Here is a 13011-nt window from a genome sequence, read left to right on the forward strand (position 1 = left end):
GGGCGGGTCGTCGGTATGCGCGTCGGTGATCGAGCCGGATGACGCGCCTGGAATTCGACAGAGTTGCCTCGATCTCGGAATCTGGCCGGACCGACGAACTCGCGTGAGATCGGCGAACAGAGTCGGCCAACCCCAATCCGCGCGCATCGGGACCTCAGTGCCGTCGCGAAGCACCTCAGCGCCACGCTCAACGACCCACGGATCGGTCAGGAGAGCCACAACAACTCGCATTTCGATGCTCGAATCGCCCCCCGACTCTCGCTCGAGGGTCACGGGGGAGGGGGAGGATTGCCCGGTGAGCTCACCTGCGTGTTTGCGCCCGGCCGCCCTGCCCGACGTCGGCGCCATCGCCGAGTTCCAGACGGCGTGCTGGCGCGAGGCCTACCGCGGCCTGGTTCCGAATGAGTACCTCGACCGGGTGTCCGTGGGCGATCGGCAGGAGCGGTGGCGGGACAGGCTCACGTCGGGCGCCCGGCGGATCGCCCTCGCCGAGGTGGCCGGCCGCGAGGGCGATGAGCTGGTGGGAGTCGTCAGCTGGGCACCGCCCGCGCTGGCTCCGGCAGCGGCGCCGACTCGAGGGCCAGACCCGACGGCGGGGGAGCCGGCGCCGACGCTCGAGCTGATGAGCCTGTACGTCGCGGCTCACCACAGCGGCACCGGGATCGCGGCGACCCTGCTCGGGCACGCCCTCGGTGCGCGGCCGGCCCGCCTGTGGGTGTTCGAGGACAACCCGCGGGCCCTGGCGTTCTACGCGAAGCACGGCTTCGCGCCGGACGGCCACCGGCAGGTCGACCCCGACACGGGAGTCTGGGAGCGGCGGCTGGCTCGCCGCGCCCAGGCGCCGGTCAGCCCAGCGGGCTGACGGCGAGCGTCGCGGTCATCGTGTGGCTCGCGCCCGGTGCCAGCTCGACGGCGAAGTCGCGGACGTTGCAGGTCTCGACGCAGACCATGTCGGTCCATTCGTCGTCGCCGAAGTCGGCCATCGCGGCGGCCTTCGCGCTCCACGGGTTCCACACCACGGTGGAGTCGGAGCCCGACGTGGTGACGGTGACGGCACGGGCCCGCGCGTGGTCGGCGACGACCACCGGGGCTCGCGTGTCAAGGTAGATCCGGTCGGTCTCCCCGGTGAACCGGACCGGGCCGTCCTCGCGGACCGGCTTCGGGCCGCCGAGGCGGTCGAGGAACGCGACGCCCTCCAGACCGGTGACCCGCACGTCGTGGATGTTCCCGACGGCGAAGTAGGTGTGCATCGCCTCCTCGAAGGTGACCGCCTCGGTGTCGAGGTTGGTGACCTGGAGCTCGAGGACGAGCCGGGCACCGACCGTCACGGTGTACCGGGCCTCGAACCGGTGCGGCCACGCGCCGGCGCGGGTGAGGGGGGAGTCGGTGAGCCGGAAGACGAGGACGACGTCGTCGCCGACCTCGCGCGCCTCGACGAGTGACCAGTCCGAGAGCCGGCCGAAGCCGTGCGACGGCGCCTGGGGGTCGCCTGCGTTCGCGCCGAACCACGGGAAGCACAGCGGCACCCCGCCGCGCAGGGGCTGGTCCGCGCGGTACCGGCTCTGCTCGCTCATCCAGAGCACCGGCTCCTGACCGAGCGGGTTCCAGGACGTCACGTGGGCGCCGTGCAGGTAGATCTCGGCCGCCCCGGCCGGTCCGGCGACACGGACCCGCGGCAGGCCACCGGGCCCGTCGTCGACCGTCACGGACGAGGGCAGGGAGAGATCGGTCGTGGTGGGGAGTGTCATGCCGCCACCCTGCCCCTCGGGCGAGGTGAGCGGCAACTCACGGCCCGCGCCCGCGACAACACATGGCAACCGATTGCCGCAGCCGCGCCCCGGCGGACAGGATCGGTGCCATGTCGAGTCAACCTGCCCCGCTCGCTCCGCACCCGGACCGGCTGCTCCCGGCGGATCCCGCACTCCGCGCGATCGCCCGCCGGCTCTACTCGACGGTGCGGGACCTGCCGATCGTCTCCCCGCACGGCCACGTGGACCCACGGATCCTGCTCGACGACGAGCCGTTCCGCGACCCGGCGCAGTTGTTCGTCACGCCGGACCACTACGTGACGCGGCTGCTGCACGCGTCGGGGGTGCCGCTCGAGGTGCTCGGCGTCGGGCAGGGGCCGCTGCCCGAGGCCGCGGCGCGGGAGGCCTGGCGCGCGCTGTGCTCGCACTGGGACGCGTTCCGCGCGACGCCCGTGCGGTACTGGCTGGAGTCCGAGCTCGCCGAGATCTTCGACGTCGCCGCGCGGCCGTCCGCGCAGACGGCCGACGTGCTCTACGACCACCTCGCGGAGCGGCTGATGAAGGACGCCTACCGGCCCCGCGCGCTGTACGACCGGTTCGCGATCTCCGTGCTCGCGACGACCGACGACCCGTGCGACGACCTGTCGGCGCACCGCGCCCTGGTCGCTGACCCGACCTGGTCCGGCCGGGTGATCCCGACCTTCCGCCCGGACCGCTACCTCGAGGCCGCCCAGCCCGGCTGGGCCGACGCCGTCGTGCACCTCGGCGAGGTCGCCGGGGTGGACACGGGCAGCTACTCCGGCTGGGTGGCCGCCATGGAGGACCGGCGCAGCTACTTCATCGCGAACGGCGCGGTCTCCGCGGACCACAGCCACGAGGACGTGGGCACTGCCGCGCTCGCGGATCGGGAGGCCGACCGCATCCATCGCGCGGCGCTCGCGGGCACCGCGACCCCGGCCGAGGCCGTCTCGCTGCGCCGGCACATGCTGCTCGAGATGGCGCGCATGTCGACCGAGGATGGCCTGACGATGACGCTGCACCCGGGCGTGCGCCGCGGGCACCACGGGCCCTCGAACGCGCGGTTCGGGCCGGACACCGGTCACGACATCCCCCTGCGCGGCGACTTCACCGATCCGCTGCGTCCGTTGCTCGAGCGCTTCGGCACGCACCCCAACCTGCACCTGGTGCTGTTCACCCTGGACGAGACGGTGTTCTCGCGGGAGCTCGCGCCGCTGGCCGGGTTCTACCCGTCGGTCTACGTCGGGGCGCCGTGGTGGTTCTACGACGCGCCCGACGCCGTCCGCCGCTGGCGCTCCGCGGTCACCGAGACGGCAGGCTTCGCCAAGACGTCGGGCTTCATCGACGACACGCGCGCGTTCTGCTCGATCCCGGCGCGGCACGACATGTCGCGCCGGCTGGACGCCGGGTACCTCGCGGGGCTCGTCGCGGAGCACCGAATCGACGAGGACGAGGCCACCGAGACCGCGGTCGACCTGGTCAGCGGCCGTCCCCTGGAGGTGTTCAAGCTGTGAGCGAGCTCAAGCGGACCGCGGCCGCGCCGCCGGTGCGGCACGTCCACCTCGGGCTCGGGAACTTCTTCCGCGCGCACCAGGCCTGGTACTCGCACCGCGCGCCGGACGCGGCGCAGTGGGGGATCGCGGCCTTCACCGGTCGCTCGCCCGAGCTCGCGACGGCGCTGGCCGCCCAGGACGGCCTGTTCACCCTGGTGACCCGTGCGGCCGACGGCGACCGTTTCGAGGTGGTCGACAGCCTCACCCGGGCCCACCCCGCCGACGACCACGACGCCTGGCTCGGCTACTTCGCCGACCCCCGCGTCCAGGTGGTCACCACCACCGTGACCGAGGCCGGCTACCTGCGCGGGTCCGACGGCGGGCTGGACGCCGACCGGCCCGAGGTGCGCGCCGACGTCGCGGCCCTGCGCGGCGACCTGCGGGCGCCCGTGCGCACGGCTCCCGCGCGGCTGGTCGCGGGGTTCGCGGCCCGTCGTCGGGCGGGGGCCGGTCCGCTGACGGTCGTGCCCTGCGACAACCTGCCCGAGAACGGTTCGGTGATCGCGCGCGTGCTCGGCGAGCTCGCCGAGCTGGTCGACCCGGGGCTCGCCCGCTGGGTCACCGGCAACGTGGCGTACGTGACCACGATGGTCGACCGGATCACCCCCGAGCCCACCGCCGACGACGTCGCGGCCGTCGAGGCCGCGACCGGGGTCCGCGACCGGGCGCCGGTCGTCACCGAGCCGTTCACCGAGTGGGTGCTCTGCGGCGAGTTCGCGGCCGGCCGGCCGCGCTGGGAGGACGCCGGGGCCACCTTCACCGCGGACGTGGCGCCGTTCGAGGAGCGCAAGCTCTGGCTGCTCAACGGGGCGCACTCGCTGCTCGCGTACGCCGCCTCGATCCGCGGGCACATCACCGTGGCCGACGCGATGGGCGACGAGACCTGCCGCGGGTGGCTCGAGGAGTGGTGGGAGGCGGCGTCCGCGCACCTCACCCTGCCGGCCGCCGACGTCGTCGCGTACCGGGCGGCGCTGATCGACCGGTTCGCCAACCCGCGGATGCGCCACCGGCTCGACCAGATCGCCGCGGACGGCTCACAGAAGCTGCCGATCCGGATCCTGCCGACGCTCCGCCGCGAACGCGCGGCGGGCCGGCTCCCGCTCGGGGCGACCAGGGCCCTGGCGGCCTGGGTCTGTCACCTGCGCGGGCGCGGTGCCGCGGTGACGGACGCCCGGGCGGCCGAGCTCGCGTCGCTCGCGCAGGGTCCGTTGCCGGACGCGGTCCGTGGCGTGCTCGAGGCGCTGGATCCGGAGCTGGCGGCCGACGACGCCGTCGTGCAGGCGGTCCTCGCCCAGGCGACCGAGCTCCTGAGCACCCCCGCCCCCGAACGTGTCAGACCGAGCGCGGTCCTGGGTGCGCGCTCGATCTGACAGGTCGAGGGTTCCCGGACGTGTCAGACCGAGCGCGGTCTCAGGGGCGCGCTCGGTCTGACACGTCGGGGGTTGGGGTCCAGCGGCGGCGGCTGGCGGTGGCCGTGGAGTCCCGGACCAGCAGCTGGCACGGCAGCAGCGCCGGCAGGACGGGGGAGCGGACCACGGTCCGGGCCCGGACCGAGCCCTGCGTGCCGGCCGTGAGGTTCTCCAGGACCATCCGCGTCGCGACGGTCCCGAGCGCGCGCAGCGGCGCCGCCACGGTCGTCAGCGGCGGTGAGCAGAAGTCCGAGCCGAAGATGTTGTCGAACCCGATCACGCTGACGTCGCCCGGGATGCGGGCCCCGGCCCGCAGCAGCCCGCGCATCAGGCCGATCGCCATCAGGTCGTTGTACGTGACGACGCCGGTCGTCGGGCTCGCCGCGAGCTCGTCCGCGGCGGCGAGACCCCCGGCGAGCGTCGGCGCGAACGGCCCGATCCGGTGCACCCGCAGGTCGAGCTCGTAGCAGGCCTCGCGGATCGAGCGCCAGCGCATCCCGTCCGCCCAGGACGCCTCGGGTCCCGCGACATAGGTGAGCGCGAGGTGGCCCAGCTCCCCGAGGTGCTCCACCGCACGGCGCATCCCGCGAGCCTGGTCGCTCACCACGCTCGGCACGTCGGTCATCGGGCGGTTGAGGACCACCGTCGGCCGCTGTTTGGCGACCATCCGGATCGCGTTGTCCGACATGCGGGGGCTGGCCAGCACGATGGCGTCGACCATCGGGATCGCCCGGTCGATCGCCGCGCGCTCCGAGCTTGAGGACTCGTGCGTGTCGACCAGCAGCGTCACGTAGCCCGCCTCGGCGGCGGCGGACTCGACCCCACGGACGATCTCGAAGAAGAACGGGTTCGTCACGTCCGCCACGATGACCGCGAGCATCGACGTGCGCCCGGTGGGCAGCGCCCGGGCCATCGGGTTGGTGCGATATCCCAGGTCGGCGGCGACCTGCCGGACCCGCGCGGCGGTGTCGGCATTCACCCTCCCGGGCCGCGAGAAGGCCCTCGAGACCGTTGAGGGCGCCACCCCGGCGGCGCGCGCGACGTCGTAGATCGTCGGCCCGCGCCGCGCCTGTGCGGGGGCCGTGTCCTGCGGTGCGTCGTTGTCCACGGGCAGCAGGTTAGGTCGCGCGACAAGTAATGGCAACCGTTTGCCACCGCTCCGAGTCGCCGAGCCTAATGGGTACTCCACTCGCCAGAATGAAGGTATTCATGAGCCAGGCCACCGCCGTCCCGACCCAAGGATCCGCCACGCCCCCCGGCCGGGGCGCCGTCCTGCTCCGGCCGCTGCGCATCATCGGCTACGGCGCCGGCGACGCGGGCTGCAACGTCGCGTTCTCCATGACGGGGCTGTTCCTGCTCATCTACTACACGGACGTCGTGGGCATCCGGCCCGCGGACGCCGGCTCCATCTTCCTGTTCGTGAAGGTGTGGGACGCGTTTGCCGACATCTTCGCCGGCCGGCTGGTCGACCGCACCATGACGCGGTGGGGCAAGTTCCGGCCCTTCCTGCTCTGGTACTCCGTGCCGCTGCTGCTGGCCAACATCGCCTGCTTCGCGGTGCCCGACTTCTCCGGCTACGGCCAGAAGCTCCTCTACGCCTACGCGTCGTACGCGATCCTCGGGCTGCTCTACTCGCTCGTCAACATCCCCTTCGGCTCCCTCGCCGGCGCGATGACCCAGGTGCCCGCCGAGCGGTCCAAGCTCGCCGGTGCCCGGATGGTCGGGGCCGGCACCACGATCATGCTGCTCGCGGTCCTGCTGGCGCCCCGCCTGAAGGAGTCCGCGAACCTGCAGACCACGTTCGTGATCACCGCCGCCGTCCTCGCCGTCGTCGGGACGGCGCTGTTCGCGTTCACGTTCGCCACCGCCCGGGAGTCGGTGTACCGGGAGGTCTCCCACGTCACCCTGCGCCAGACGTTCTCGACCCTGCGGCACAACGGCCCGCTGCTGCGCCTGTGCGGCTCGAGCCTGATGTACCTGACCGGCCAGAACGTCGTCGGCGCGATCGCGCTCTACTTCGCCCGGGACGTCCTGGGCGACGTCGGGCTCGGCGCGATCGTCACCATCATCACCACTGGCGCGATCCTGTACGTCGGCCCGTTCGGCCCGCTGGTCACCCGCCGGCTCGGCAAGAAGCGCGGCTTCATGCTCGCCGCCCTCGCGGCGATCGTCGGCGGCCTGGTCGTCCTGGTCAGCCCGGGCAACGTCCCGGCGAGCCTGGCCGGGCTGTTCCTGATCGGTCTCGCCATGGCGCTGATGAACACCATGACCTGGGCCCTGGAGGCCGACACCGTCGAGTTCGGCGAGTGGAAGACCGGGATCCGGGCCGAGGGCGGCACCTACGCGGCGTTCTCGTTCACCCGCAAGGTCGGCCAGGCCATCGGCACCGGGATCGTCGGCTACGCCCTGGCGTTCGTCGGGTACCAGCAGTCCACCGGCGGACAGACCGTCACGCAGTCCGCCCAGACGATCGAGGGCATCCGCCTGACCATGGCCCTGCTGCCGGCCGGCTTCTTCCTGTTCGCGTTCCTCCTGATGTGGGCCTACCCGCTGACCGAGGCCCGTTTCAGGGCGCTGCTGGTCGACATCGAGGCGAACCGCGCCACCCGTCGCGCCGAGCTCGGCTGAAAACCGCTCAACCGGCGGTCGTCAACGGCTGACGCGAGGCTGGCGGTGGCCCCTCTGCGATGAAAGGCCGCTGGGCGGGCCGGGTGCGGCGACGGCAGCCAGCGTGTCAGTCCCCGCCTGCCAGGGTGCGAGCGCGTCGGGTTGTGGTGCGCAGGGACGCGCGAGTGACAGATGGTGACGGTGGGACGGAATTGAACGTCACATCGTCCCCATGAGTCACTTCAGTCCCACGCGCGTCCCTCCACACCGCGAGCTCATCAAAACTGAACCGCCGAAGCCCGTGCGCGACGGTGTGCCGGTCCGGTGTGTCCGCGGCCGAGACTCGGCGGGTAGCCAGGGTCGCGCAATGGTCGGTCCGATGCGGGGGGACAGCCTGATGGCCGTGTCACAGAGACTTGCCGGAAGGTGGGCGCTGCCCACGATCGAGAGCAACAGCAACAGCGACGGCGTCGTGCGCCTGCAGGTGAGCGTGTCGGTGCCCGAGGTCTACTCCCTGTTCGGTACTCCGGTGGCGGTCGCCCTGGTGGCAGGGGGCGAGGGGGCTAGCTGGCAGGTCGGCGAGTCGGGTCCGGGTCCGGACTTCCCGGTGGCCTGACAGCCCGCAGGGTGACGATCTGGAACGGCCGCAGGCTCAACCGGGCGGTCGAGCCGGCGCCGTCGAGGAGTGCGGTCGGCGCATCGAGCGGCCGTTCGAGCAGGTCCGTCTCGATGATGCTCGCGACGTCGTGGCCGACGTCGAGCGTGCCGGTCGCACGCGCGCCGCGGGCCTCGTAGAGCCGGACTACGAGGTCGCCCGAGCGGTCCTCGGCGAGCTTCACGGCCTCGACCACGATCGCGGGGCTGTCGCTCGAGACCAGCGGCCCGACGGCGGCCGTGCCCGGCACGACGCGCAGCGGGAGGTTGACCCGGTACCCTTCGCGGACGGCGTCGAGCACGTCGGGCGCGATGGCGATCGAGGTGCGCAGCACGTGCGTGCCCTGGTCCGCCGTCGGGTCCGGGAACAGCGGAGCGCGGAGCAGCGACTGGCGCACGAGGGTGGTCGTGCCGCCGTCGGGCCGGGTTGCGCGGGTGATGTCGTGGCCGTAGGTGCGGTCGTTCGCGACGACGACCCCGAAGCCCGGCTCCCCGACGTGCACCCAGCGGTGCGCGCAGGTCTCGAACCGGGCGGCGTCCCACGACGTGTTCGCGTGGGTGGGCCGGTAGACGTGGCCGAACTGGATCTCCGAGGCGGCGCGGTCGGCGTGCACGTCGAGCGGAAACGCGAGCTTGAGCAGCTTCTGCTGCTCGTGCCAGTCGACCGTGGTGGTGATATCCAGCGCCCGGGAGTCGCCGTCGAGGGTCAGCAGCTGCGAGACGGTCGAGGCCCCGAACGCGCGGTCCACCCGGACGCTCACCAGGTGCGGGCCGTCGGCGACCAGGGTCACCGACCGCGCCTCGCGCAGGTCGGTCCCGTTGCGCTTGTAGTGCTCGTCCACGTCCCACGCGTCGTACTGGGTGGGGGTGTCGCGGAACAGCTGGAGAAGGTTCCCGGGCGCCTGGGCCCCGATGGCGTCGCGCCCGGTGGCGAGGTCCACGAGCGAGGTGACCAGGCCCTGACCGTCGATGCGCACGCGCAGCAGGTCGTTCGTCAGGACGAACCCATCGCCGTCGGGCTCGGCCGTGACGGTTCCGGGCGTCCGGATCGGGCCGGCCGAGAGCGCGGGCACGCCCGAGACCGCGAACGGCGAGGCGTTGAAACCGATCAGGCCGCCCGGCACAGCGCCGGCGGCCGTCGTCGTGCAGGCGTCGATCGCTGCCGTGATGATCTCTCCTAGATCCGCCGCGACCCGCGCGTAGTTGGCTTCGGCGACCTGGTGCACCCAGGCGATCGAGCTGCCCGGGAGGATGTCGTGGAACTGCTGGAGCAGCACGGTGTGCCATGCGTCGGCGAGGCGCTCGTACGGGTAGGGCGCGCCGGTGCGGATCGTCGCGGTCGCGGCCCACAGCTCGGCCTCGCGCAGCAGGTGCTCGCTGCGCCGGTTGCCGGCCTTGGTCCGAGCCTGGGACGTGTACGTCCCGCGGTGGAACTCCAGGTAGAGCTCGCCGGACCACACCGGCGGGTCCGGGTAGGTGGCCTCGGCCTCGCGGAAGAACTCGAGCGGGGTGGCGACCCGTACCGTCGGCGACCCCTCGAGCGACGTCGCCCGCTGCGCCGCGGCGAGCATCTCCCGGGTCGGGCCGCCGCCGCCATCACCGAAGCCGAACGGCACCAGCGAGACGTTCGAGGCGCCCTGCTCCTTGTACTGGCGCTGCGCCTTGGCCAGCTCCATCCCGGAGAGCACCGAGTTGTAGGTGTCGACCGGCGGGAAGTGCGTGAAGATCCGCGTCCCGTCGATGCCCTCCCACCAGAACGTGCTGTGCGGCATCTGGTTGGTCTCGTTCCACCCGAGCTTCTGGGTCAGGAAGTACCTCGACCCTGCCGCGGCCGCGATCTGCGGGAAGGCCGCCGTGTAGCCGAACGAGTCCGGCAGCCAGACCTCGAGCGGCTCGACGCCGAACTCCGCGAGGAAGAACGCCTTGCCCGCGACCAGCTGGCGCGCGAGCGCCTCGCCGCCGGGCATGTTCGTGTCCGACTCGACCCACATTCCCCCGACCGGCACGAACCTGCCCTCCGCGACCCGCACGCGGATCCGCTCGAACAGGTCCGGGTAGTGCTCCTTCATCCACGCGAACTGCTGCGCGGACGAGGCGGCGAAGATCAACGCGGGGTCGCGGTCCATCAGGTCGAGCACGTTGGCGAAGGTGCGCGCGCACTTGCGGATGGTCTCGCGCACCGGCCAGAGCCAGGCCGAGTCGATGTGCGCGTGCCCGACGGCGATCACCCGGTGCGCGCTCGCGTACGCCGGGCTCGCGAGCACTGGCGCGAGGATCTTCCGCCCGACGCCGGCCGTGCCGCTCACGTCGTGCGGGTCCATCGCGTCGACGGCCGATTCGAGGGCCCGCAGGATCTCCGCCCGCCGCGGCAGCTCGCCCGGCAGCTCGTCCATCAGCCCGGTGAGGGTCCACAGGTCCCGCCCGAGCTCCCACACCACGACGTCGAGCAGGGCGACGTCGACCTGGCGCAGCCGGTAGATCGCCTCGGAGCCCGCCGTCGCCTTGTCGCCCAAGGGCGTCGGCAGGAACGTCTTGTCACCGAAGACGTCCGGGTTGGCGGCGGCCTCGACGTACACGTCGATCACGCCGCCCGGTCCGACCTCGACCGGGACGTGGTGGTTGTTCGGCTCGACGGCCTTCACGATCCGCCCCTGCGGGGTGAACACGAGCCCCTCGGCCTGGAACCCGGGCTGACCCGCGAGGAAGCCGAGGTCCACCACGAGCTCGACCCGCCCGTCGAACCCCGCGGCGAGGAGCTCCGTCCACTGCCCCGGCACCACCCCGGTGAGGTGGAACCAGGTCGTCCCCCACGGCGCGCCCCACGCCTCGCCGACCGAGAACGGCTCGAACCGCTGCGCGACCGCCTCGGCGAACGGCACCGGTTCGCCCTTCGCCTCCCAGGCGCTCACGGTCAGCGGGGCGGACGCGGCGTAGACGGCCGGGGTCACCCGCTCGCTCACGAACCGGGCGATCCGGGCGCGGACGAGGGTCGAGTTGTCGTGCACGATGAAGCTCCTAGCGTGGGTTGAGTCGAAGCACCGGGTTGCCGTGCTCGTCCCCGGCGGCCGGTCCGACGATGACCTCGAGGCCGGGCACGATCACCCGCACGTCGCCTGCCGCGGCGGCCGCGACGACGTCGGGCATGGCGGCGTCGAGGGCGACGGGTGCGTAGCTCGCCACCAGGGCGAGGTCACGTCCGACGAGCCGACCGGCGAGCACCTCGAGCAGGTTGGTGTGCAGGAGCCGCTCGAGGGCGCGCTCGGGGTTGCCGTAGCCGTGCGGGTCGTCGGCAAGGCCGAAGGCCACCTGCTCGAGGGTCTGGTCGCGCGTGACCGAGCTGCTCAGGACGTGGCTGCCCAGGCCACCGGGCGGCACCGGGTTCGTGACCCGCAGGTCGCCGTTTCCGCGGATCGCGAGACCCGCCGTCACGACACCGTCCGCCGAGCGCAGGCGGGCGCCCTCGTTGCCGAGATCGAACGTCGTGCCGTCGGGGACCTCCAGCTGGACGACCTTGTGGTACCCACCGTCCGGCGCCGGCGCCGCATAGGGGAGTCCCGCGAGCAGGGTCACGCCGCTGCCCGGCGGAAGGGCCGCGGGGTCGAGGAGGACCACGACGTGCAGTCGCGCGCCGTCGGTCAGGTAGAGGGTCCGAGTCGTGAGCAGCACCTCGTCCCAGGTCGCCACCGCCGTGGTCACCAGCTTGGCCGACCAGCCACCGACGTCGAGCTCGACCGAGCGCACCGGGGCGAGCGGTCGGGCCAGCACATGCGATCGGGTCGGGGTCCGGTACGCGGGTGCGATCCCACCCTGACCTGCGAGGACAGACGGAAGGACCGCCACGCCGCCGACCTGGAGCAGATGCGGGCGGAGCGCGTCGTCGAAGCCGACCGATACGTCGCCTCGTCGCAGCTGGTGGCGGCGGTTTGCCTCGTGCGGGGTCGTCCACCAGGGCGTGGTGTCCTGCGCAGCCCAGAGCGCCATGAAGGCGAAGTGGCCGTCGGGGGAGGCGGTGCCGTCCCCGGCGCCCGCGGCGTCCATCAGGTAGCGGTGGCGGTCGTTGCCCAGGTAGCGGCCGAGGTCGGCGCCGATCCGACGCCCGAAGTACCGCAGCCCGAGGGTCGCCTCGAATCCGGGGTGCTGTTCGACGTACCTCGAGCCGCCGACGTCGAACCCCCGGGCGCCGGTGCGCGCGTCGAGGTAGGTCGCCAGGTCGCACCCGTCCTCGAGGAACACCGGGTCGGCCGTGACCCGGTGGGCCTGGGCCAGGAAGGACAGCGAGACCGGGCCGTAGTTGCCGTCCCAGGCCCCGCCGTGCTCGGCGGGCAGCCGGTGGCCGCGGTCGGGCAGTCGTTGGGCCCGGACGAGCGCGTAGTGCTCGTACGCCGAGGTACGGGTGGCCTCGGCGCCGGTGCGCACGCCGCGCCGGTCCAGCTCGTCGGCCAGCAGCAGCGCGGCCACGACCGCCCCGAGGGCCTGGTTCGCGGTGTCCTGCGGGTTGAAGAACGTGATCTCGGTGAGCCATCGCCAGTAGCCCCGGGTCACGTCGAGCAGTTCGTCGAGCAGGGCCGGCGCCACCTGGCCCGCCCCGAGGGCCAGCACGTTCACGGCGTGCAGCATCGCCCAGACCGTGCTCGGCCAGTCACCGAACGGGTGTGCGCCGTCGGCGAGCACGTACCGTGCGTACGGCTCGCCGGCGCCGCGGCGCCGCAGGTTCGGGTACCCAGGGTTGTCGGTGCGGAAGACCCGCTCGCGCAGGAAGAAGCGCAGGCTGCGCTCGGCAGCTTCATTCGCGCCCGGCGTTCGGGTGCCCCGGGTCGCCGCGAGCAGCAGGAGCGAGGTCACCCCGAGGGAGGTGTCACCGACGTCCTCGCCGGCAGCGTCGAGCTCCAGGTTGCCGTCGACGCCCTGCATGGCGAGCGCACTGACGACGACGGCCGACAGGAACGCGTCGTAGTCATCGGAGGAGCACGGCGTGTCATGCAGGCTGGCGCACTGGGAGCTCAACGGCACGGGTCGGGGGTC

Annotated in this window: 9 protein-coding genes; 5 read left to right on the forward strand and 4 right to left on the reverse strand. The window is 72.8% G+C overall.

Translation table 11 applies throughout. The features are described from left to right. The first annotated feature begins 295 nt into the window (after window positions 1-295). A complete protein-coding gene (locus tag VIM26_RS13445; RefSeq protein ID WP_331951987.1) occupies window positions 296-862 on the forward strand; it encodes a GNAT family N-acetyltransferase in 567 nt (188 codons plus the stop codon). On the opposite strand, the gene VIM26_RS13450 is transcribed toward VIM26_RS13445, so the two are convergent. Further along, on the reverse strand, window positions 846-1748 hold the full coding sequence (locus VIM26_RS13450; RefSeq protein WP_331951989.1) for a D-hexose-6-phosphate mutarotase: 903 nt from the start codon (window positions 1746-1748) through the stop codon (window positions 846-848). The genes VIM26_RS13445 and VIM26_RS13450 overlap by 17 nt on opposite strands. Window positions 1749-1858: 110 nt before the next feature. Here VIM26_RS13450 and uxaC point away from each other — a divergent pair, with 110 nt between their 5' ends. Both uxaC and VIM26_RS13460 read left to right on the forward strand, forming a co-directional pair. Then, entirely contained in the window at window positions 1859-3280 is a 1422-nt protein-coding gene (uxaC, locus tag VIM26_RS13455; protein ID WP_331951991.1) for a glucuronate isomerase, read from the forward strand. Continuing rightward, window positions 3277-4689: a mannitol dehydrogenase family protein gene (locus tag VIM26_RS13460; RefSeq protein ID WP_331951993.1), complete on the forward strand. Its 1413-nt coding sequence runs from the start codon at window positions 3277-3279 to the stop codon at window positions 4687-4689. The genes uxaC and VIM26_RS13460 overlap by 4 nt, the downstream gene beginning before the upstream one ends. Window positions 4690-4729: 40 nt before the next feature. On the opposite strand, the gene VIM26_RS13465 is transcribed toward VIM26_RS13460, so the two are convergent. Beyond that, the gene (locus tag VIM26_RS13465; RefSeq protein WP_331951995.1) at window positions 4730-5836 is read right to left on the reverse strand and encodes a LacI family DNA-binding transcriptional regulator; all 1107 of its coding nucleotides are present in this window, start codon (window positions 5834-5836) and stop codon (window positions 4730-4732) included. Between the two features lie 101 nt (window positions 5837-5937). Here VIM26_RS13465 and VIM26_RS13470 point away from each other — a divergent pair, with 101 nt between their 5' ends. Beyond that, a complete protein-coding gene (locus VIM26_RS13470; RefSeq protein WP_331951997.1) occupies window positions 5938-7356 on the forward strand; it encodes a glycoside-pentoside-hexuronide (GPH):cation symporter in 1419 nt (472 codons plus the stop codon). A gap of 382 nt (window positions 7357-7738) precedes the next feature. Further along, the gene (locus tag VIM26_RS13475) at window positions 7739-7951 is read left to right on the forward strand and encodes a hypothetical protein (protein ID WP_331951999.1); all 213 of its coding nucleotides are present in this window, start codon (window positions 7739-7741) and stop codon (window positions 7949-7951) included. Here VIM26_RS13475 and VIM26_RS13480 read toward each other — a convergent pair. Together VIM26_RS13480 and VIM26_RS13485 are read right to left on the reverse strand one after the other, a co-directional pair. After that, the gene (locus tag VIM26_RS13480) at window positions 7899-10994 is read right to left on the reverse strand and encodes an alpha-mannosidase (protein WP_331952001.1); all 3096 of its coding nucleotides are present in this window, start codon (window positions 10992-10994) and stop codon (window positions 7899-7901) included. The two genes, VIM26_RS13475 and VIM26_RS13480, sit on opposite strands and share 53 nt — an antisense overlap. 10 nt (window positions 10995-11004) lie before the next feature. Next, a complete protein-coding gene (locus VIM26_RS13485) occupies window positions 11005-12999 on the reverse strand; it encodes a hypothetical protein (protein WP_331952003.1) in 1995 nt (664 codons plus the stop codon). Window positions 13000-13011: the final 12 nt, after the last annotated feature.

The organism is Pengzhenrongella sp. (genome assembly GCF_036565025.1).
Classification (GTDB): Bacteria; Actinomycetota; Actinomycetes; order Actinomycetales; family Cellulomonadaceae; genus Pengzhenrongella.